Consider the following 19,371-nt stretch of genomic DNA (forward strand, 5'->3'; position numbering starts at 1 on the left):
ACCGCATGGGGCGGGGGGATCAAAGGCTGGGGCAAGGTGACGAGGTCCGGACTCCTAGGCACTCCGGACCTCGGAACTTTCTAGATTGAACGCAATTTCGCGCCGCCGGCTGTATGAGCCGCGCGGCGCGAAGTCGTTTTGAGGCGCCCTGCCCGATCAGTCTTGCCTAATCACTTCGGAACGTTCCGCTCGAGATCCTCAAGCCATGCCGCCGCGCTTGAATCCGACGGCGCGCGCCAGTCGCCGCGCGGCGACAACGAGCCGCCGGCCGAAACCTTCGGCCCGTTCGGCATCGCCGAGCGCTTGAACTGGCTGAAGGCGAAGAAGCGGCGCAGGAACACTTCCAGCCAGCGCCGGATCTCCGGCAGATCATAGGCCCTGCGCTTGTCGGTCGGGAACGCCGGCGGCCATTCGCCCTTGGCGACATCATTCCAGGCGTGCTGCGCCATGAAGGCGATCTTGGAGGGCCGCATGCCGAACCGCAGCGTGTAGAACAGGTTGAAATCCTGCAGCTCGTAGGGCCCGACGGAAGCTTCCGTGCTCTGCGGCTTCTCGCCGGGCTTGACCGGAACCAGCTCGGGCGAGATTTCGGCCGACAGGATCGACGTAAGCGTCCGGTTGACGTCGTCGCTGAACTGTTTTGAGGCGATCACCCAGCGGATCAGGTGCTGGATCAGCGTCTTCGGCACCCCGGCGTTGACATTATAATGCGCCATCTGGTCGCCGACGCCGTAGGTGCACCAGCCGAGCGCGAGCTCCGAGAGATCGCCGGTTCCGATGACGATGCCGCCATGATGGTTGGCGAGCCGGAACAGATAGTCGGTCCGCAGGCCCGCCTGCACGTTCTCGAAGGTGATGTCGTAGACCTTCTCGCCTTTGCCGAAGGGATGGCCGATGTCCTTCAGCATTTGCGTCGCCGTGGGACGGATGTCGAGCTCCTGGCACTCCGTCTGCAACGCCTTCATCAGCGCCAGTGCATTGGTCTTGCTCTCGCTGCCGGTGGCAAAGCCCGGCATCGTGTAGGCCAGGATGTTGCTGCGTGGCAGTCCGAGCAGGTCGACCGCCTTGGCGGCGACGATCAGGGCGTGGGTGGAATCGAGCCCGCCCGAGACGCCGATCACCACGCGCTTGGTTCCGGTCGCGCGCATGCGCTGCACGAGGCCGGCGACCTGGATGTTGTAGGCCTCGTAGCAATCCTGCTCGAGCAGGGCTTCGTCGCTCGGCACGAACGGGAAGCGCTCGATCTTGCGCAGGAAGCCGATGTCGGTGGCCGGCGGCTTCAGAGCGAAGGTGATCCTCCGGAAAAAGGCTTCGCGTTGCCGGCGATTATCGTCGAACGTGCCCATCAGCGCGCGTTCCTGCCTGAGCAGATCGAGATCGACGTCGGCCAGCGTGATCTGGCCGTCCTGGCGGAACCGCTCGCCCTCGGCCAGCAGCACGCCGTTCTCATAGATCGAGGTCTGGCCGTCCCAGGCGAGGTCCGTGGTCGATTCCCCTGCCCCGGCGGCGGAATAGACGTAGGCCGCAAGACAACGCGCCGACGTCGATTGGCACAGCAGTGCGCGCGAGCGCGCCCGGCCGATCGTGATCGGGCTGCCGGATAGATTGATCAGCACGCTGGCGCCGGCAAGCGCGAGTTCGGAAGCCGGCGTCACCGGAATCCACATGTCCTCGCAGATCTCGACGCCGATGATCAGGCCTGGAACATCCTCGGCCGCGAACAGGAGGTCAACGCCGAACGGTGCGTGCAGCCCGCCAAACGCGATCGTCTCTCCGGCCACGCCGGCGCCGGAGGCGAAATGCCGTCCCTCGTAGAATTCGCGATAGGTCGGCAGATAAGACTTGGGCACGACACCAAGGACGTTGCCGCGATGAATGACGACGGCGCAATTGTAGATGCGATGACCGAAGCGCAGCGGCGCGCCGACGATCAGGACGGTCATCAGCGCCGAGGAGGCCTCGACGATTGAGGCGAGCCCGCGCTCGACCGCATCGAGCAGCGGGTCCTGCTTGACGAGATCCTCGATCGCGTAGCCGGACAGGCACAGCTCCGGAAACACGGCAACCGCCACCGACTGTTCATGGCAAGCGCCTGCCGCCGCCAGGATCGCCTTCGCATTGGCCGTGGGATCGGCCACATGGGAGGTGGTGACGCAGGCCGCCACGCGCGCAAATCCGTGGGCGTAGATCGAGTGGAAGCTCATCGAGCGCGGTACCCTTAATCTTGTCGCGGCCGCAGCCGCCAGTTCCCCATGATATGTAACCCATCGACCGGGCCCCGTGCAGGCCATCCGCCGTCATGCATAACGGATTTGCGTGTTCGCCGGCCCGGCCGGGCCAAGGCACCTGACAAGGTCAGGCGCTGCGGGCCAGCACTCCGGAGAGGTCGTTGCGCAGCCACTCGGCGATTCGGGGCCAGGCATGGGCGTGGGTGCGCGCCCCCATGAACAGGCCGAGATGATTGCTGGGCTCGGAGGCCGCGGCAATGAAGGCCGGCGGCGTTCCTAGCAGACCGGCGGTCGCAAGCGCCTGTCTGGCCGGCACGACGTCGTCATCGAGCCCGGCGAGCAGGAAGACCGGCGCCTTGACGTCCCTCAGATCAACCTCGCGGCCGAGCGCCGTGAAGTTGCCGCCGGCAATCCGATTCTCCCGGAAGATTCGGTTGACGATCTCCAGATAATAGGTGCCGGGCAGGTTGAGCGTCTCGGTATTCCAGCGATCGAAACGCGCGAGCAGTGCCGCGCCCTCCTCGTCCGAGAGATCCCTCTGCAATGCCGCCGCAATGTCGTCGCGGCTCGGCGCCTTCGTCCAGAAGCGCAGCATTTCGTCGCCACTGACATTGCCGCCGCCGCGCGCCACGAGCTGGTCGTAGAGCGCCTCAGGCGCATTGCGGGCGAGCCGGGACAGCGCGGAATCGATCGAGAGATCGACGGGCGCCCCCACCAGCACCAGCCGCCGCACCTTGGCGGGAAAGCGCGCCGCATAGAGCAGCGACAGCCAGCCGCCCTGGCACAGGCCGACGAGATCGACCGGCGCGCCGATTTCGTCAACGGCGACGTTGAGATCGCCGAGATAGCTGTCGATCGAGAGATAGCGCATGTCCGGCGAGGCCGAGCGCCAGTCGGTGAGGTACACCCGATCGATGCCGCCATTCTGCAGGGACTGCACCACGCTGTGGCCCGGTGCGAAGTCGGCGATCAGGGCCCGATGCAGCGCATAGGGCGCGCAGACCAGTGCCGGCTGGCCGGATTGCGTCCGCGTGCAATCGCGCAGGCGCATGGTCGCAAGCTCCAAGGCGACCGTGTTGGGTGTCGTCCACGGCAGATTGCTCGCGTCTTGTTCCGGCGGATCGCGCTCCAGCCACCAGAAGCAGGCGTCCATCGCGAGCCGCGCCGCCGCAAATGGCCATAGCAGCGGATCATTCGGAGGACGATCCGATCCACCCAGCGGTTTGCCGCCCTTCTCCACCATGACTATCTCAAGGTCCTCACAGCAGGGCCTCCAGGCTGACGATCGAAATACCGCGCTCGCGAAAACTCCGATGGGTCGCGGCCACCGAGCCGTCGAGATCGATGCCGCGGCATGCATCCTCGATGACGGCGACCTCGAACCCCGCCTTGCGGGCATCTTCCGCCGAGAAGCGAACACAGAAATCCAGTGCCAGGCCGGCGACGAAGACGGTCTTCAGCTCGCGCTCGCGCAAATAGCCGAGCAGGCCCGTCGGCGTCCGGTGGTCGTTCTCGAACAGCGCCGAATAGGAATCGATGCCGCGACGAAAGCCTTTGCGCACCACGAGGTTTGCCCTGGTAATTTCGAGCTCCCCATGGAATTCAGCGCCCACCGTGCCTTGCACGCAGTGCGTCGGCCACAGCACCTGGGTGCCGTAGTCGAGCTCGATGGTCTGGAACGGCTGCTTGCCCGCATGGTTCGGTGCGAACGAGACGTGATCGCCCGGATGCCAGTCCTGGGTCAGCACCACATTGGTGAATTTTGCGGCAATTCGGTTGATCGCCGGGACAACCTTCTCGCCGCCGGGAACGGCGAGCGCTCCGCCGCTGCAAAAGTCGTTCTGTACGTCGATCACCAGCAGCACGTCGCGGTCGGAAATCTGCATCGCAAGGTCCCGTTCCAGCCGTCAGGCGCGACGGGCGCCGAACGATCCGTCCAATGTCGATCTTCCCGCGCGGCTTCGCAACCATCGACACATGCGGCGATATCGCGCCCGTCGCACCTGGGATGCAACGGTTTGGCGTTGTCCGAGTTGACTAGGCTCACCCAAGGACGGATTCTAGAGACGTTCGCAAATTGCGGATCGGATGGAGCGGAGGGAACGGTTCCCGCGAGCCTGCACGGCGCGGCAGCCACAAGGTCATGAGTATCGGCAAGACAGGACAGATTCTTCTCGCCGATATCGGCGGCACCAATGCGCGCTTCGCGCTGAGCGAAAGCGCATCGGACAGCGGCGACCAGGCCGGTCCCATCGACTATGTGAAGGTCGCTGACTTCCCGACCGTCCGGGAAGCCATCGCCGACGTCCTTGCGCGCCGGTCCGGTGGCAAACAGCCCAAACGAGCCGTGCTGGCCGTCGCGGGTCCCGTGACCAACAACCGCTGCGTCATGACCAACAGTCCGTGGGTCATCGACGGCAACGAGCTCCAGCCGACCCTCGGCTTCGAGAGCGTGCATGTGCTCAATGATTTCGAGGTCGTGGCCTGGTCCCTGCCCGCCCTGAAGCCTGCCGATTTGATCCCGCTCGGGGGCCAGGACGGCCTCCCGGGAGAGCCGCTGCTGGTGGTTGGGCCTGGAACCGGCTTTGGCGTCTCCTGTCTGGTCGAACGCCACGGCGCCCGGCTGGCGGTCGTCACCGAGGCAGGCCACGCGACTTTGCCGGCGGAGACCGAGCGCGAGGAGCGCGTGCTCGCGGCCATGCGCCGACGTCTCGGTCATGTCTCCATCGAGCGCGGCGCGCTTTCGGGCTCCGGCCTGCAAAACCTCTACGAGGCGCTGGCGGAGGTCGACGGCGCCCAGGTGCCGCACCGCGACGCCGCCGCCATCACCAAGGCCGCCCTGGAGGGCAGTTGCGAACTGAGCCGCGCGACGCTGGAGATGTTTTGCGCCATCCTCGGCTCAGTCACGGGCAATCTCGCGGTGACCTTCGGCGCCCGCGGCGGCGTCTACATCGCCGGCGGGATCGTGCCGCGCTTTCCGGAGTTCCTTGCCGCTTCCGCGTTCCGGGCGCGCTTCGAAGCCAAGGGACGCTTCCAGGACTATTTGCGCAATATCCCGACCAGGCTGGTGACGAAACCCGACGCGAGCTTCGTCGGCCTGAAGATGTTCGCCGACCACAATCCGGATTGATGAGCCGCGATCGGCTCCGACGCCGTCCAGTCCGTTAACTATACACAGCTGATTGCAGCCAAGGCGCGGTTCCACGCAGGATCGTGCTTGCCCGACTGTGTCCGATGGGAAACAATTCCCGTAGTTGCGGGGGCGTGACATGCGTAAGCAGGACTTCGGTTTCGACTATCACCGCTATCACCGCCTGCTGACCGAGGCGGACGACGATAACAAGCGGCTGGCCCTGATCGAGCTCCTGATCGAGGAAAAGGCCCGCGACCGGCTGGCCGCGCAGCGCGCCTCTGATCGCGCCGCCATGACGGCCCATACCATCGCCACCGTGCTGAAGAACGGCCGCAACTGAGACTTGCGGGACCGCTCGCTGCTCGCGCAAACACGCGAGCGATTGCGATTCCGTTAACGATCCCTCGCAAGCTCGCGTCAAACTTTTTGCTCTAAGAGCTTCCCCTACCTGATGCAATTCAGGGGTCAACAAAGGGGGGAATGAACATGAGCATGATTTCGCTTGCCGCGATCCCGGCCGCCGTCGAAACCCGTTTTGCCGATTCTTCGTTCAAGATCATCTTGCTGTTCTGCTGCATGGGCCCGGTCGCCTCGTTCGGCGTGATGGCGCGCGGCATCGACCTCAGCGCCGGCCTGATCTGAGACGACGACACATTCTTTCGCCAAATGGCCGCCCCTCACGGGCGGCCATTTTCGTTGGCGATCTCAGTACGGCGCTTCTCAGTGAGGAGCCTTCTCAGTGAGGAGTTTTGGCGACCGCGTCCGGAAACAGCGAATCGATCATCACCTTGAGCTGGTCGAGGGAAATCGGCTTGCGCAGGATAGGCCGCCGCCGGAGCAAGGACGGCAGCAGCTCCGGCCCGTAGCCGGTGGCGAACAAAAACGGCTTGCCGCGGCGCTCGATCAGGTCGGCGACCGGATCGACGTAGAGGCCCTTCAGGTTGATGTCGAGGATGGCGAAATCGTATTGCGCGGTCATCGCAAAGGCGCTCGCGTCCCGGACATTGTCCGCTTCCGCGACGACATGGTGGCCGAGTTCCTCCACCATGTCGGCGATCATCATCCGGATCAACGCCTCGTCTTCGACCAGGAAAACGGAGAGTCCGTCCGCCATATCAACCCCGCAGTCAGCTTACGAAGCTAACCATACCCGAAATGCGGAGAGGATTCACGAATTCGTGGCGGGCTCCGTTAATTCAGACGCCCGCGATCGGATTCAACTTGATCAATCCAGCCCGCGCTCGTGGCTGAGGCGCACCATCTCCTGGATGAAGACCTGCTTCTGCTTGTCGTCGAGGCTCGAATAAAGCGGCTCGGCGGCATCGGCGACGTTGCGCTGGTCGGCGGCGCGGTCGATCAGGAATTGCGATTCGTTGCGCATCTGCTCGATGATGTCGTCAGGCGGATCCCGCTTGGCGCGAGCGATCCGCAGGTTGAGCCGCTCCGCGCCATTATGCCCCAGATAGTGCATTGCGCTCGAGAAGCCGAACCAGTGCTTCTCCTGATCGGGCGTCAGGTTCAACTCGGTCTTGATCCGCTCGATATAGGAATCGCTGTTGGCGACGATCTGCTCGGCGGACTGTTGCGGCGCGCCGGGCTGGGTGAGGACGGTGACGTCCTTATTGTCCTTGTTGTCCTGCGGCGCATTCCTGGCTTCCTTGCTCGCCTTGGCGCCCTTGCCCGCCTTGGCGGTCTCCTTGGCGCCCTTGTCCTTGCCGGCACCCTGCTGCTTGGAATCCTTGCTCGCGTCCTTGCTGGCATCCTTGCTCGCGTCCTTGGCAGCCGGAGCCGGCTGGTTGTTGTTGACGCCGAGCACGCCGGTGAAGACACCGACCACGCCGCCGATCGCACCGCCCAGCACGCCGCCAACGGGTCCGGCCGCCTTGTTGCCGGCCGCGGCTCCATCCTGAACGCCCTTGACCAGGCCTTGCGCCTGCGCAACGGCGGCGGCGCCCAGCAGCACCGCGAGCACGGAGCCCAGCGCGAACCATCGCCGCAGGTGAAGCCGCGCAGGCGGCGCCGGGTTGATCATTCTGGTCTCCATCGTCGATCCGATTGTCCTGTCCGGGTGGGGGCCACCCGCCGGTTGCAACTCTATCGTTTTCGCCGCTTCGCGGTCCAGCCGCAGCCAATTGCTGTCCACGCCCGAAAACTGTTTGGCGCGAAGCGGTTATGGAGGCTTATTCGAAACTGCGGCGTAATTGCGCACGAGATGTCCTGTGGTCCTTGACCCGAAGTGTGCGTCGCAAAATGCGCCTCCGAGGTTCACCTCCGGGTGTGCTTCGCGAGACGGCGCCGCCGCGTTCCCGGACGCAACGTTAGTTCTAGACGGCGAGTCGTTCGGCTTCCTCGACAGACGGGATCAATCATGATCTGATCGCGCTACCAATTTGCTGCGCTTCGCGCGATTTCACGGCGAGGCGGTAGCACCAAGAAACGCGAACAAAAATCAAAAACAAAACTCGGAATGCCAGAGGAAACGCGAAAACAATAAAACATCCAGGTGAGGAAACGAGATGTCACGCAAGACACTGACGCGACGTCAATTTGTAGCCGCCACTGCAATGTCCTCCGCCGCGCTGATCACAGCGCCCTATGTCCGCGGCGCTTACGCCGCCGGCAAACTCTCGATCGGCTTCTGGGACCACTGGGTGCCCGGTGCCAACGACGCCTCCACCGCCATGGTCAAGGAATGGGCTGAAAAGGAGAAGGTCGAAGTTTCCATCGATTACATCACCAGCAACAACAAGAAGATCGAGTTGACGGTCGCGGCCGAAGCGCAGGCCAAATCCGGTCACGACATTCTTCAGATGTACACCTGGTGGCCGCATGCGTATGCCGAGCAGTTTGAACCGGTGAACGACGTTGTCGAGGAGGCGATCAAGCAGAACGGTGAGGTCAACGACACGGTCAAATATCTCGGCAAGGCCAACGGCAAATGGCTTGCGGTCCCGGCAACCCCGGGGAGCCAGATCAAGGGGCCCTGCTCGCGCATCGACCTCATGAAGAAGCATGCGGGGATCGACGTCCAGGAACTGTACCCCGTCGGCGCGCCGCCCAAGGCCGATAGCTGGAATATGGATACATTCCTGAAGGCGGCGGAAGCGTGCCAGAAGGCAGGTTTCCCATTCGGAATCGGTCTCGGCGAGACCACCGACAGCGTCGATACCGCGGGCGCCATCTTCCAGTCGTTCGGCGCCGAACTCGTCAACGCCAAGGGCGATGTCACGGTGAAGACCGATGAGGTTCGCCAGGCGCTCGAATATTACAAGAAGCTGATCGCCTTCCTGCCGCCGGACGCTCCGTCCTGGGACGACGCCTCGAACAACAAATGGCTGATCTCCGGCCGCGGCGCCCTCATCATGAATCCGCCGAGCGCCTGGGCGGTCGCCAGGCGCGACGCGCCGCAGGTCGCCGAGCAATGCTGGACGCACGGCTTCCCCTCCGGTCCTAAAGGCCGGTATGCGCCGTTCCTGCCCTATTTCTGGGGTCTCTGGAATTTCTCCAAGAACAAGGCATCGGCCAAGAGCCTTCTGGCTTTTCTGTCACAGCCATCATCGATCGAAAAGTTCGTCGCGGCGAGCGGCGGCTACGATTTGCCGGCCTATGCAAAGATGACGACGCTGAAGACCTGGGCCGAGGTAGGCCCGCCGAAGGGCACGCTCTATCACTATCCGAATCCCTACAATCATCAGACACTGTCGATTGCGGCCTCTCCGGCGCCGCCGAAGATCGCCCAGCAGATCTACGCGCAGGCCACGCTGACCAAGATGGCGCTGCGCTTTGCGCAGGGCGAAAAGTTGGAGACCGCACTCGCCTGGGGCGAAGGCGAGTGTGAAGGCTTCATGCGAACCTAAGCCGGGGTGTGCCACGGCGGTTCACGCATCCCCGCGTGAGCCGCCAGGGCACCCCACCGTTCGATGGAATGAGCAGATCGAGCCGACACGCGGGTGCCGGCTCCGCCGTTGGACATTCCGCAAGGAAGCTTGACCCAAGGACACTGACATGGCCGATGTCGTCGTTGAGGACGGTCGCGTCGCCCGCACGGCGAGCGCGCGCAAACGGACGGGCCTGCACAATGCGTTGAAGCGGAAATCGACCGTGGCGTTCTTCCTGACGCTGCCGCTGATCCTGCTGATCGCGCTGTTCGTGCTTTACCCTGCCCTGTTCTCGATCCACCTCGCGACGCTGAACAAGTCGATGCAAAAATTCGTCGGCTTCGGCAACTTCACCTTCCTGTTCAAGCGCGAGACGTTCTGGATGGTGGTGGAGCAGTCCTGCATCTTCGCGATCACCGCCGTGTTCTTCAAGGCGCTGATCGGCTTCATCGTCGCGCATTTCGTGCACAACATACCGGCCAAGGGCCAGCGCAAATGGCGCGGCATGCTGCTGGTGCCCTGGGTGATCCCGCCGGCGATGAGCACGCTCGCCTGGCTGTGGCTGTTCGACCCCTCCTACAGCGCCTTCAACTACACGCTCTCCTTCTTCGGCATCGGTCCCATCAACTGGCTCGGCAATGCCGCCTGGGCGCGCTTTTCCGTCATCCTCGTCAACGTCTGGTACGGCGCGCCGTTCTTCCTGATCATGTACCTGGCGGCGCTGAAATCGGTGCCGGACCAGCTCTACGAGGCCGCCGCAATCGACGGCGCCAATTGGTGGCAGAAGATGTGGTACGTGACGCTGCCGATGATGCGCAACATCATCGCGATCACGACGCTGTTCTCGCTGATCGTCACCTTCGCTAATTTCGACATCGTCCGCATCCTGACCTCAGGCGGGCCTCTCGACCAGACCCAGATCTTTGCCACCTATGCGTTCCGGGTCGGCATCGAGAGCAACGACATTCCGCTCGGCGCCAGCGTCTCGCTGTTTATGGTCCCGATCCTCGCCGTCGCAGCGATCTTCATCCTGCGCGACGTCAATAAACGCGGGAACGAATCCTGATGAGCACAATAGCGATCGACAAGGCCGGCCCCCGGCGCAAGGTTAAATATGGCAGCATGAGCCGCGACCGTACCTGGGCGCTGCGCTGGTCCTATTTCTTCCTGGTGCTGTTTGCGATCTTCTTTCTGACGCCGCCGCTCTACATGGTGATAACCTCGCTCAAGAGCAGCGCGGAGATCTCGGCTGCGACCAATCCGTGGTGGGTGTTCCACCCGACGCTGGCGAACTATGTCGAACTACTGACGTCGAACCAATTCCTCCGGTTCTTCTGGAATTCGACCATCGTGTCGCTGGTGGTTGTGCTCGTCACGATGCTGATCAGCATCCCTGCCGCCTTCGCGCTCGCGCGGATGAAGTTCTGGGGCTCGACGACGCTCGCCACCGGCGTGTTCCTGACCTACCTGGTTCCGGACAGCCTCCTCTTCATCCCGCTGTTCAAGATGCTGGCGCTGGTTCAGGACATCACCGGCATCACGCTCCTGAACCGATGGTACGTGCTGCTATTCGTCTATCCGACGCTGACGGTGCCGTTCTGTACCTGGATCATGATCGGCTATTTCGCCTCGATCCCGAAGGAGCTCGACGAGGCCGCGATCATCGACGGCGCCTCGTGGCTTCAGACCCTGACGCGGATCTTTATTCCGGTCGCGCTGCCGGGCCTGATTGCCGCGACCATCTTCGCCTTCACGGTGTCCTGGGCGCAGTTCCTCTATCCCCTGGTGTTCACGACGTCCATCGACCAGCTCGTGCTCCCGGTCGGCATCACCACCACCCTGATCAAGGGCGACGTCTTCAACTGGGGCCAGATCATGACCGGCGCGCTGCTCGGCGCAGCTCCGCCGCTGGTCATCTACGCCTTCCTGATGGACTACTACATCGCCGGCCTGACCGCCGGCGCGACAAAGGGTTGATGTCTCATGGCTGACGTTGCATTGCGGAAGGTGGTCAAGCGTTACGATGATGTCGAAGCCGTGCGCGGCATCGACTTGGACATCGCCGACCATGAGTTCATCGTGCTGGTTGGGCCTTCGGGCTGCGGCAAGTCGACGACGCTGCGCATGATCGCGGGCCTCGAGGACATCAGCGACGGCGACATCATGATCGGCGGCGACGTCGTCAATGACGTACCGCCGAAGGATCGCGATATCGCCATGGTGTTCCAGAACTACGCGCTCTACCCGCACATGACGGTCGCGGAGAACATGTCGTTCGGGCTGCGCCTGAAGCACTTTCCCAAGGCCGAGATCAAGGCGCGGGTGACGGAAGCCGCCCGCCTCCTCGACATCACCGACCTGATCGACCGCAAGCCGAAGCAGCTCTCCGGCGGCCAGCGCCAGCGTGTCGCGATGGGCCGCGCCATCGTGCGCAATCCGAAAGTGTTCCTGTTCGATGAGCCGCTGTCCAATCTCGACGCCAAGCTGCGCGTGCAGATGCGGATCGAGATCAAGAAGGTGCACCAGAAGGTGCGCACCACCACCGTCTACGTCACCCACGACCAGGTCGAGGCGATGACGTTGGCTGACCGCGTCGTTGTGATGAACAAGGGCCGCATCGAGCAGATCGGCACGCCCAACGAACTCTACCACAAGCCGGCGACGCGCTTCGTTGCCGGCTTCATCGGCTCGCCCGCGATGAATTTCATCCCGTGCCGGCTGGAGGATGTCGGCGGCGCGCTCCAGATCCGTTTGACCGACCGCATCGCCTTTGCGCTGCCACAGGCTCGCGCCGCGCGCTACAACGCGCTGCCGCGCACCGACAAGCTGCTGCTCGGCCTCCGGCCCGAGCACCTCACCGAGTCCCATGCGCATCTGGGGCCGGGCGTCGAGACCTTCGACACCGTGCTCGACGTCACCGAGCCGATGGGGATGGAGACCCTGGTCTATTTCGGGCTCGACGGCACGCCCGTCTGTGGCCGCGTCGATCCCAACGCCGGCGCCAAGGACGGGGCACCCATGCGTTTGGCGATGGACCTCAACAATATGCACCTGCTAAACGAAGACACCGGCGTCGTGCTGTGACGCCGTCTCAAGAAACGCAAGCAGGCGGGGAGCGATGGCGACCAACAAGAAGAAGATTTTCGTTACACAAACTTTGTCGCAAGGGGCCCGCGCCCTCCTCACCCAGCGGGACGATATCGAGCTCGTCGAGTTTCCGAACCTGATCTCGGCCAAGGATTTCGAAGCCTTGCTGAAGAACCACGCGCCGGTTCACGGCGTGGCGCTGGGTGCCACCGCCTTCGGTGAGACCGAGCTCGAGGCCTCGAAGGACATGAAGGTGGTGACCCGCATCGGCGTCGGTTACGACGCCGTCGACGTGCCCGCCCTCTCCCGCCGCAAGGTGCCGCTGATGGTGGCGGGCAGCGCCAACTCGCCCTCGGTCGCCGAGCAGGCGCTGTTCATGATGCTGACGCTGGCCAAGCGCGCCAATGAGATGCACGCCTGCGTCAAGGATGGCCAATGGGCCAACCGGCTCGGCATGCTGCCGTTCGACCTCTACGGCAAGACCGTGCTGATCATCGGCTTCGGCCGCATCGGCAGTCGCACCGCCAAGCGCTGCCAAGCGATGGAAATGAAGGTGCAGGTCTACGATCCCTACAAGCCTGCCGCCGAGATCAAGGCCGCGGGCTGCGAGCCTGTTGCCGATCTCGACGCAGCGCTGCCCAACGCCGACTTCGTCACCATCCATTGCCCGAAGACGCCGGAGACCGTCGGCCTGTTCGATGCGGCGCGGATCGGCCGGATGAAGCCGAAATCCTATCTCATCAACACCGCACGCGGCGGCATCGTGAAGGAGGCCGCGCTTTACGACGCCCTGGTCTCCGGCAGGATTGCCGGTGCCGGGATCGACGTGTTCGAGGTGGAGCCGCCGCCGGTCAGCAACGCGCTGTTCGCGCTGCCCAACGTCATCATGGCCCCGCACGTCGCCGGCGTCACCGTCGAGGCGGTGAGCCGCATGAGCGAGCAGACCGCTCGCAATATCCTGAGTGTGCTGGACGGCGATCCCATCCGGCAGAACATCATCAACCAGGACGTGCTCGGCTGAGCCGACCTCCGGGCGGGCGGTTATCCGCCCGCCTCCGGAACGCCAGAATGCGTCCCATTTTGGTGCAGATCGAGCCCCAACTCAGCCTTAATCAAACCCGCGTAATAAGTCCGGCCGCGGCGGCAGTGGGACAGACTTGCCGGCCGCGTCGAGCTGGAGGATGAACCCTTGTCAGAGATCGACCCGACCGACCACGCGCTGGCAACCATCGCCAGCATTTTGGAGCACCCCGAGCCCGTCCGCGAGACCGAGACCGAAATGGTGGTCGACGGTGAGCAGGTCGTCGCCGATGAGCATCCGATCGCCGACGAGCATGTGGTGGTCGACGAGCATGCGATGGTCGACGAGCACGAGCATCCCGTGGTCGAGGAGCAGCCGCTGGTGCCGGAGCACACCGATGCCGACGGCTACAGCAAGGTCGGTCCGGGGCCGATGGTGGCGATCCGTCTGAAATGGACGGTCCATCGCGGCGATGACGGCCAGTTCTACGTCCACGAGACCATCGGCGAGCAGTCCGCGCCCGTGGTCAGCGGCCCGATGACGAGCGAAGCCGCGGTGCATTTCGTCGACGCGCACGAGGATGAGGCACATCGGCGCTTCGAGGAGCTGCGCAGCGAGATCGCCGGCCGCAGCTCGCTCGCCGATTACGAGCGCAAGGGCGAAGCCTAGCGCTCGCGGGGGCCGAGAAAATCCCGCTTCACGAGCTCGACCCCGGCATGCCGGAGCAAGTCGTAGGACGTCGTGACGTGAAAGAAGAATTGCGGGACGCTGAACGTCAGCAGCAGCGTCCGCCCGGTGAAGGGCAGCTCGGTCCCGTTTTTCAGCCTGAAGAAGACATTTCGTTCCGCCGCACTATCGATCTCGGCGCGCGACAGGCTTTCGATGAACTCGATTGACGTCGCAATGCGCGCCTGAAGCCCGGCGATGTCGTGCTCCAGCGCCGGCAACGCCACCGGCTCCTGGTCGGCCAGCAAGGCTGGCGCGACCGTGGCATGGCGGCACGCCTCCCCTATCTGCTGCGCCAGATCGTACATATTCGGCGCCATGCGCATGCCGAGCAGGACGGCCGGATTGAACTTCCGGCTTTCGGCATAGGCGACGCCCTTGTCCAGCAGCGCCGACAGGTTGCGCAGATACGGCACGAAGACGCCGACCGAGGCGTCATACATCGAGATCGTCACCCCAAAATTCCCTTCAATTCCGCCTCGCCAGCGACGGGCATCTGGTCTAAATCCAAGTTTCAAGAGCTGCACAATGACAGCTCGGGCATGGGTGGAAAAGAGATGATCGTTCGAATCGTGGCGGCTTTGGCCGCGGTCCTGCTGGCGAACTTTTCGGCATATGCACAGCAGCCGGCGCCATCGCGCCTCGACGAGATCGTCAAGCGCGGCACTTTGCGCGTCGGCATGACCGGCGACTACAAGCCTTTCACCTATCTGGACAAGGCGACGCAGCAGTTCAACGGCTTCGACGTCGACATGGCGGAGGCGCTCGGCAAGGCACTCGGCGTCAAGGTCGAATTCGTGCCGACGGCCTGGCCGAAGCTCATGAAGGACTTCGAGGCCGACCAGTTCGACATCGCCATGGGTGGCGTCTCGGTCACGCTCGACCGGCAGAGGAAGGGCTTCTTCTCGATGCCGATCATGCGTGAAGGCAAGACGCCGATCGCACGCTGCGCCGACGTCGGCAAGTACCAGACCATCTCCGACATCGACAAGAAGGGCACCCGCGTCATCGTCAATCCCGGCGGCACCAATGAGCGGTTCGCGCGCGCCAACATCAAGGATGCCGAGATCAACGTCTTCCCCGACAACACCGTGATCTTCGACGAGATCGCCAAGGGCAACGCCGATTTGATGATGACGGACGCCTCAGAGACCCGCTACCAGCAGAAGCAGCATTCCGGCGTGCTCTGCGCGGTGCATCCCGAAAAGCCGTTCGACTTCTCGGAGAAGGCCTACTGGCTCCAGCGCGACATGGCGCTGAAGGCTTTCGTCGACCAGTGGCTGCACATCTCGATGGAAGACGGCAGCTACAGGAAGATCTACGCCGCCTGGTTCGACTAGCGACCGATCTTGTCCGTCACTCCAGATGCTTGCGGAAGAAGCTCACGGCCGCGTCGTTGAAGGCGCTGTGAAACGCTTCCCTGTCGAACCCGGGCGGATCAGTGCACAGGATCGGCGCGGCTTCGGCCAGCTTGGGCGGACATGGCGCAAGAAAGGAAAAGTGCGACGAGTTCGGCACGATCCGGAAGTCAGGGCGCGCGGGAAGCATTTGTTCCAGCGTATCGACTGAAGCGGGCACGACACCGTCGCCGCCGAGCGCCGAACGCCACAAGAGAATCGGGATCGTCACATTGGCGAGGCGCTCCCGGTTAAAAAGGCCTTCATAAAGCGGCGGATCCGCCAGCACGGCGGCTCTGATGCGGGAGTCGTGTACGGCCGCCTCTGTTGGCACAAGGCCATCGCGAATGGCCTGGCATTTTGGCGTCGTGGCTGCATCTCCGTCGCAAAGCGGAGCGAGCGCGCCGAAATCGGGGTTGCCGCCGATCACAACGAGACCGGTATAGGCGCCGCGCGAGAACCCGAACAAACCAACCCGCTTGGGGTCCAGGACCGCCGCTTCCTTCCAGGCGCCGAGCATGAAATCCGCAAGCCGCTTCATGTCGGCGGGACGCTCGACCAGGACGGAGAACTCATCGGTCCGGCTGGCGTCCCTGGCAGTGTCGCCCGGGTGATTGATCGCGGCGACCACGAAGCCGGCATCGGCCAACGCGGCCGCCGTGTCGACGTGGCCCAAAAACGTGCCGCGCCGTCCGTGCGACATGACGATCAGCGGCAGTCGACTGCCCGCTACCGGACAATCCTTCACACCCGGCAGGACGACACCGCCGCCCAGAACGACCTCGGAGGGCGGCGCCGCACAAGGTGTCCACACCATGCCCGTGAGCGCGGGGCCGCTGCCGTCCGCCGGCACTTCGATAAACCGGAGCCCAGCCGCGTGCGCCAGCGTCGCAGCAAGGCAAGCGACCACGATTAGAACAAGTCCGCCAAGCCGCGGCCGGAACATCAGCGTGTGCTTTCGGAAGCTTCAACCACAACGGTTGTACCTGCACATCCCATACCCCGTCCAGAGGTGCGCCGCGCCGCCGTCCAACTCTGGACGGAGTCCGGCGTTATTGAACCCGAACCCGCTGGAGCACGACTCATACGGACAACAGTGATCTAGATCACTTTTTGCGATCGAACCGACGCGTAAGCGTTGGTACGGGGACCAGCTGTTCAGGAGACGGAAATGAGGAAGCTGTTGGCCACGGCCGCATTCCTTTTGGCGAGCACCGCTGCTCAGGCGCAGTACACTTTCGAATATGGCGGGCGCACCATCCGCATCGATCCGGACCGCGGCACGGTGCAGATCCCCGGCGTCTACGATAACACCGGCCAGGGCAAGGCGAAGAAAGCCAAGAAGAACGAGACGACCCCGGGCCAGCAGGCGCCGCAACAGGCCAAGGTTGATCCGCAACCGCCGGCCGCTCCGGCGCCAGTTCCCGCCCCAGCCGCAGCGCCGCCCGCAACCGAACAGGCGCCCGCCGCTGCAGCGCCGGCCGCAGCAGTTCCGCCCCCGTCCGCTCCGCCGCCGTCCGCAACCGCCAGCAACGCGCCGGCCGAAACGGCCGTGTTGCCGCCACCTGCACCACCTCCGGCGCCCGCTCCGGTCGGGCAGCAGGCAGCGCCCGCCGTGGCGCCGCCGCCGGCCCCGACTGTGGCTGCTGCCCCCCCGGCGCCGCCTCCTGCGCCTGCCCCGTCACCCGCACCTGTTCAGGCCGCCGCCGTCGCTCCCCCGGCTCCCGCAGCCGCGCCCGCGCGCGATCTCAATTCACCGCTCGGCATCTGGCTCACCGAGGAAAAGGAAGGCAAGGTCCGCATCGAGCAATGCGGCAGCAATCTCTGCGGCTATTCGGTCGACAGCAAATCGAACCAGAACGGCGAACAGGTCCTCATCAACATGAAACCCGCCAAGGACCAGAACAAGGATCAGAAATGGTCCGGCCGCATACTCGATCCCAACTCCGGCTCGACCTACGATTCCACGATCGCGATGAAGGGCACCGACCGCCTGCGCGTGCAGGGCTGCGCCTTCGGCGGCATGTTCTGCGGCGGCCAGACCTGGACGCGCGTGAACTGAGTCCGACTTCGACGTTCGAACCGAGACGAGGGGCCCGCGATCCGGGCCCCTTTGCTTTTGTCCGCGATCTCTTTGCGGAGTGCGCCACCTCACGGAGCCCCTTGCGCACGTGACAGCCCTCACATCGCGGGTTCCGCGCTCATGCCACGATCCCCCCATGGTCAACCAACGGGGCGTGTCATGAACGGATTTCGCAAAGGTCTCTTCGCCAGCATTGTCGCCATCGCCGTCCCGCTGACGCAGGCGGGCGCGGCGACCTCCACCTTCGACGGCGCATGGAATGTCCGCATCTCATCATCGAGCGAGACTTGCGGTAACGGTGCAACGGTCTCGATCGGCATCAGCAACGGTCAGATCGCATCGAGCAGCGCTGTGGTTTCAGCATCCGGCCGCGTGGCCGATGCCGGCAGCATCAACGTCACCTTGAGCACCGGGATCAAACGCGCCGTCGGCTTCGGCCGGCTCAGCGGCGCTTCAGGCTCCGGCACATGGCGCGGCCCCCTGTGCACGGGCACGTGGACCGCGGAACGGATGTGATTTGCTGCGTCCCGGACGCGCTGCAACGCGCAGCGTTGCTGCGCTGAGCCGGGACCTAAGGGCACTTGCTTTGAGGAAGCTTGCGGGCCCCGGATCAGCAACGCCGCGCTTACGCGCTGCATTGCATCCGGGGCACGAGAGATTAGCCCAGCGCCGCGCCGTACTCCGCGTCGGTCACCGGCTCCAGCCAGGTCGAATAGACGCCGTCGAGCGCCTCCTGCATGGCGATGTGGCACATGCTGTTGTTGGGCGAGGCGCCGTGCCAGTGCAGTTCACCCGGCGGAATCCAGACGGTGTCACCGGGACGGATCTCCTTGACGGGGCCACCCTTGGTCTGGACGCGGCCGACGCCCGAAATCACGTAGAGCGTCTGCCCAAGCGGATGGTGATGCCAGTTGGTGCGCGCGCCCGGCTCAAAGGTAACGCGCGAGCAGTTCAGCCGCGCCGGCGCCGGCGCCATGATCACCGGGTCCTGCAACACGGTGCCCGTAAAATTTTCCTTGGGCGCGCGGCGGGTCGGCCGCGTGCCTGCGACGGTGATTTCCATGGGATACCTCGTTTCCTGTTACTTCTTGCTGGCGGCGTAGCGCGCCTTGGTTTCGGCGTTCATGGGATAGAGGCCCGGCAACACCGCGCCGTTGTTCACCTCGTTGACGATCCAGGCTTCCATGCGCTCCTGCTCGACGCCCTCATTGAGCACGTGATCGAGCATCGCCTGCGGGATCAGCACGCAGCCGTCCTGGTCGGCGACCACGATGTCGTTCGGGAACACCGCAACGCCGCCGCAGCCGATCGGCTCGCCCCAGCCGACGAAGGTGAGGCCTGCAACCGACGGCGGCGCGGCATAGCCGTCACACCACACCGGAAGATTGGTGCCGAGCACGCCCTCGACGTCCCGCACCACGCCGTCAGTGACGAGTGCGGTCACGCCGCGTTTCATCATGCGCGCGCAGAGAATGTCGCCGAAAATGCCGGCATCGGTGATGCCCATGGCGTCGACCACGGCAATACAGCCGTCCGGCATCGCCTCGATCGCGGTGCGCGTCGAGATCGGCGAGGACCAGGATTCCGGCGTCGCCAGATCCTCGCGCGCCGGCACGAAGCGCAGCGTGAAGGCCGGCCCGACCAGGCGCGGCAGGCCCGGGCGCAGCGGACGCGCGCCGCGCATCCACACGTTGCGCAGGCCCTTCTTCAGCAGGACCGTGGTGATGGTGGCAGTGGTGATGCCGGCGAGGGTCTTGCGGGCTTCGGGGGACAGCGACATGGACGAGAACGAGCTCCGGATGGGCGGGAAAGAACGCG

General features: G+C 64.3%; 21 protein-coding genes. 12 read left to right on the plus strand and 9 right to left on the minus strand.

Annotation, left to right across the window (positions count from 1 at the left end; translation table 11 throughout):
* Positions 1-170: 170 nt before the first annotated feature.
* The 3 genes from IVB46_RS01285 to pncA form a co-directional block, all read right to left on the minus strand.
* A complete protein-coding gene (locus tag IVB46_RS01285) occupies positions 171-2,204 on the minus strand; it encodes an NAD(+) synthase (protein ID WP_247309934.1) in 2,034 nt (677 codons plus the stop codon).
* A gap of 151 nt (positions 2,205-2,355) precedes the next feature.
* The gene (locus tag IVB46_RS01290) at positions 2,356-3,471 is read right to left on the minus strand and encodes an alpha/beta fold hydrolase (RefSeq protein WP_247309936.1); all 1,116 of its coding nucleotides are present in this window, start codon (positions 3,469-3,471) and stop codon (positions 2,356-2,358) included.
* Between the two features lie 16 nt (positions 3,472-3,487).
* Entirely contained in the window at positions 3,488-4,114 is a 627-nt protein-coding gene (pncA, locus tag IVB46_RS01295; protein ID WP_063986366.1) for a bifunctional nicotinamidase/pyrazinamidase, read from the minus strand.
* Between the two features lie 257 nt (positions 4,115-4,371).
* On the opposite strand from pncA, the gene glk reads away from it, so the two are divergent.
* From glk to IVB46_RS01310, 3 genes are all read left to right on the plus strand, one after another.
* Complete coding sequence (gene glk / locus IVB46_RS01300; protein WP_247309938.1) at positions 4,372-5,358, plus strand: glucokinase; 987 nt, start codon at positions 4,372-4,374, stop codon at positions 5,356-5,358.
* A 139-nt stretch (positions 5,359-5,497) separates the two neighbouring features.
* On the plus strand, positions 5,498-5,701 hold the full coding sequence (locus IVB46_RS01305) for a hypothetical protein (protein ID WP_247309940.1): 204 nt from the start codon (positions 5,498-5,500) through the stop codon (positions 5,699-5,701).
* Positions 5,702-5,847: 146 nt separating this feature from the next.
* Positions 5,848-6,003 (plus strand): hypothetical protein, encoded by a 156-nt coding sequence (locus IVB46_RS01310; RefSeq protein WP_247309942.1) that lies wholly within the window; start codon positions 5,848-5,850, stop codon positions 6,001-6,003.
* 94 nt (positions 6,004-6,097) lie between these two features.
* Here the strand turns inward: IVB46_RS01310 and IVB46_RS01315 are convergent, their stop codons facing one another.
* Entirely contained in the window at positions 6,098-6,475 is a 378-nt protein-coding gene (locus tag IVB46_RS01315; protein WP_014495213.1) for a response regulator, read from the minus strand.
* 111 nt (positions 6,476-6,586) lie between these two features.
* Positions 6,587-7,393: a Spy/CpxP family protein refolding chaperone gene (locus IVB46_RS01320; protein ID WP_247309944.1), complete on the minus strand. Its 807-nt coding sequence runs from the start codon at positions 7,391-7,393 to the stop codon at positions 6,587-6,589.
* A gap of 484 nt (positions 7,394-7,877) precedes the next feature.
* On the opposite strand from IVB46_RS01320, the gene IVB46_RS01325 reads away from it, so the two are divergent.
* The 6 genes from IVB46_RS01325 (at position 7,878) to IVB46_RS01350 (ending at position 14,016) form a co-directional block, all read left to right on the plus strand.
* Positions 7,878-9,218, plus strand: a complete 1,341-nt coding sequence (locus IVB46_RS01325; RefSeq protein WP_063983245.1) for an extracellular solute-binding protein — start codon at positions 7,878-7,880, stop codon at positions 9,216-9,218.
* Positions 9,219-9,366: 148 nt separating this feature from the next.
* Entirely contained in the window at positions 9,367-10,305 is a 939-nt protein-coding gene (locus IVB46_RS01330) for a sugar ABC transporter permease (protein WP_085399008.1), read from the plus strand.
* A complete protein-coding gene (locus IVB46_RS01335) occupies positions 10,305-11,216 on the plus strand; it encodes a carbohydrate ABC transporter permease (protein WP_063983243.1) in 912 nt (303 codons plus the stop codon). Before IVB46_RS01330 ends, IVB46_RS01335 begins: the two co-directional genes overlap by 1 nt.
* A gap of 6 nt (positions 11,217-11,222) precedes the next feature.
* Positions 11,223-12,323, plus strand: a complete 1,101-nt coding sequence (gene ugpC, locus IVB46_RS01340; RefSeq protein WP_071913821.1) for a sn-glycerol-3-phosphate ABC transporter ATP-binding protein UgpC — start codon at positions 11,223-11,225, stop codon at positions 12,321-12,323.
* Between the two features lie 34 nt (positions 12,324-12,357).
* Positions 12,358-13,347: a hydroxyacid dehydrogenase gene (locus IVB46_RS01345; RefSeq protein ID WP_247309946.1), complete on the plus strand. Its 990-nt coding sequence runs from the start codon at positions 12,358-12,360 to the stop codon at positions 13,345-13,347.
* Between the two features lie 168 nt (positions 13,348-13,515).
* On the plus strand, positions 13,516-14,016 hold the full coding sequence (locus tag IVB46_RS01350) for a hypothetical protein (RefSeq protein WP_071913817.1): 501 nt from the start codon (positions 13,516-13,518) through the stop codon (positions 14,014-14,016).
* Here the strand turns inward: IVB46_RS01350 and IVB46_RS01355 are convergent.
* The gene (locus tag IVB46_RS01355) at positions 14,013-14,516 is read right to left on the minus strand and encodes a DUF1993 domain-containing protein (protein ID WP_028158770.1); all 504 of its coding nucleotides are present in this window, start codon (positions 14,514-14,516) and stop codon (positions 14,013-14,015) included. The genes IVB46_RS01350 and IVB46_RS01355 overlap by 4 nt on opposite strands.
* 114 nt (positions 14,517-14,630) lie before the next feature.
* Between IVB46_RS01355 and IVB46_RS01360 the strand changes: the two genes are divergently transcribed.
* Positions 14,631-15,413 carry a transporter substrate-binding domain-containing protein gene (locus IVB46_RS01360; protein WP_247309948.1) on the plus strand — a complete coding sequence of 261 codons (783 nt, stop codon included), beginning with the start codon at positions 14,631-14,633 and terminating at the stop codon, positions 15,411-15,413.
* A gap of 16 nt (positions 15,414-15,429) precedes the next feature.
* On the opposite strand, the gene IVB46_RS01365 is transcribed toward IVB46_RS01360, so the two are convergent.
* Positions 15,430-16,416 carry a dienelactone hydrolase gene (locus tag IVB46_RS01365; RefSeq protein ID WP_247309950.1) on the minus strand — a complete coding sequence of 329 codons (987 nt, stop codon included), beginning with the start codon at positions 16,414-16,416 and terminating at the stop codon, positions 15,430-15,432.
* A gap of 225 nt (positions 16,417-16,641) precedes the next feature.
* On the opposite strand from IVB46_RS01365, the gene IVB46_RS01370 reads away from it, so the two are divergent.
* Positions 16,642-17,532: a DUF2147 domain-containing protein gene (locus IVB46_RS01370; protein ID WP_247309952.1), complete on the plus strand. Its 891-nt coding sequence runs from the start codon at positions 16,642-16,644 to the stop codon at positions 17,530-17,532.
* A gap of 180 nt (positions 17,533-17,712) precedes the next feature.
* Positions 17,713-18,069 carry a hypothetical protein gene (locus IVB46_RS01375; protein ID WP_247309954.1) on the plus strand — a complete coding sequence of 119 codons (357 nt, stop codon included), beginning with the start codon at positions 17,713-17,715 and terminating at the stop codon, positions 18,067-18,069.
* 142 nt (positions 18,070-18,211) lie between these two features.
* Here IVB46_RS01375 and IVB46_RS01380 read toward each other — a convergent pair whose 3' ends face one another.
* Positions 18,212-18,616, minus strand: a complete 405-nt coding sequence (locus IVB46_RS01380; RefSeq protein WP_014495201.1) for a cupin domain-containing protein — start codon at positions 18,614-18,616, stop codon at positions 18,212-18,214.
* Positions 18,617-18,634: 18 nt separating this feature from the next.
* Positions 18,635-19,333 carry a ribonuclease activity regulator RraA gene (locus IVB46_RS01385; protein WP_008129640.1) on the minus strand — a complete coding sequence of 233 codons (699 nt, stop codon included), beginning with the start codon at positions 19,331-19,333 and terminating at the stop codon, positions 18,635-18,637.
* Between the last annotated feature and the right edge of the window lie 38 nt (positions 19,334-19,371).

Source organism: Bradyrhizobium sp. 61 (assembly GCF_023073075.1).
In the GTDB taxonomy this organism is placed as follows: domain Bacteria; phylum Pseudomonadota; class Alphaproteobacteria; order Rhizobiales; family Xanthobacteraceae; genus Bradyrhizobium; species Bradyrhizobium barranii.

Excerpts from the sequence above, each read along its gene's own strand:
- IVB46_RS01330 (WP_085399008.1), top strand. The coding sequence starts at position 9,367 with ATGGCCGATGTCGTCGTTGAGGACGGTCGCGTCGCCCGCACGGCGAGC.
- glk (WP_247309938.1), top strand. The coding sequence starts at position 4,372 with ATGAGTATCGGCAAGACAGGACAGATTCTTCTCGCCGATATCGGCGGC.
- IVB46_RS01285 (WP_247309934.1), bottom strand. The coding sequence starts at position 2,204 with ATGAGCTTCCACTCGATCTACGCCCACGGATTTGCGCGCGTGGCGGCC.
- IVB46_RS01290 (WP_247309936.1), bottom strand. The coding sequence starts at position 3,471 with ATGGTGGAGAAGGGCGGCAAACCGCTGGGTGGATCGGATCGTCCTCCG.
- IVB46_RS01355 (WP_028158770.1), bottom strand. The coding sequence starts at position 14,516 with ATGTATGACGCCTCGGTCGGCGTCTTCGTGCCGTATCTGCGCAACCTG.
- IVB46_RS01385 (WP_008129640.1), bottom strand. The coding sequence starts at position 19,333 with ATGTCGCTGTCCCCCGAAGCCCGCAAGACCCTCGCCGGCATCACCACT.
- IVB46_RS01370 (WP_247309952.1), top strand. The coding sequence starts at position 16,642 with ATGAGGAAGCTGTTGGCCACGGCCGCATTCCTTTTGGCGAGCACCGCT.
- IVB46_RS01335 (WP_063983243.1), top strand. The coding sequence starts at position 10,305 with ATGAGCACAATAGCGATCGACAAGGCCGGCCCCCGGCGCAAGGTTAAA.
- IVB46_RS01305 (WP_247309940.1), top strand. The coding sequence starts at position 5,498 with ATGCGTAAGCAGGACTTCGGTTTCGACTATCACCGCTATCACCGCCTG.
- IVB46_RS01320 (WP_247309944.1), bottom strand. The coding sequence starts at position 7,393 with ATGATCAACCCGGCGCCGCCTGCGCGGCTTCACCTGCGGCGATGGTTC.
- IVB46_RS01360 (WP_247309948.1), top strand. The coding sequence starts at position 14,631 with ATGATCGTTCGAATCGTGGCGGCTTTGGCCGCGGTCCTGCTGGCGAAC.
- IVB46_RS01380 (WP_014495201.1), bottom strand. The coding sequence starts at position 18,616 with ATGGAAATCACCGTCGCAGGCACGCGGCCGACCCGCCGCGCGCCCAAG.
- IVB46_RS01365 (WP_247309950.1), bottom strand. The coding sequence starts at position 16,416 with ATGTTCCGGCCGCGGCTTGGCGGACTTGTTCTAATCGTGGTCGCTTGC.
- IVB46_RS01310 (WP_247309942.1), top strand. The coding sequence starts at position 5,848 with ATGAGCATGATTTCGCTTGCCGCGATCCCGGCCGCCGTCGAAACCCGT.
- pncA (WP_063986366.1), bottom strand. The coding sequence starts at position 4,114 with ATGCAGATTTCCGACCGCGACGTGCTGCTGGTGATCGACGTACAGAAC.
- IVB46_RS01375 (WP_247309954.1), top strand. The coding sequence starts at position 17,713 with ATGAACGGATTTCGCAAAGGTCTCTTCGCCAGCATTGTCGCCATCGCC.
- ugpC (WP_071913821.1), top strand. The coding sequence starts at position 11,223 with ATGGCTGACGTTGCATTGCGGAAGGTGGTCAAGCGTTACGATGATGTC.
- IVB46_RS01315 (WP_014495213.1), bottom strand. The coding sequence starts at position 6,475 with ATGGCGGACGGACTCTCCGTTTTCCTGGTCGAAGACGAGGCGTTGATC.
- IVB46_RS01325 (WP_063983245.1), top strand. The coding sequence starts at position 7,878 with ATGTCACGCAAGACACTGACGCGACGTCAATTTGTAGCCGCCACTGCA.
- IVB46_RS01345 (WP_247309946.1), top strand. The coding sequence starts at position 12,358 with ATGGCGACCAACAAGAAGAAGATTTTCGTTACACAAACTTTGTCGCAA.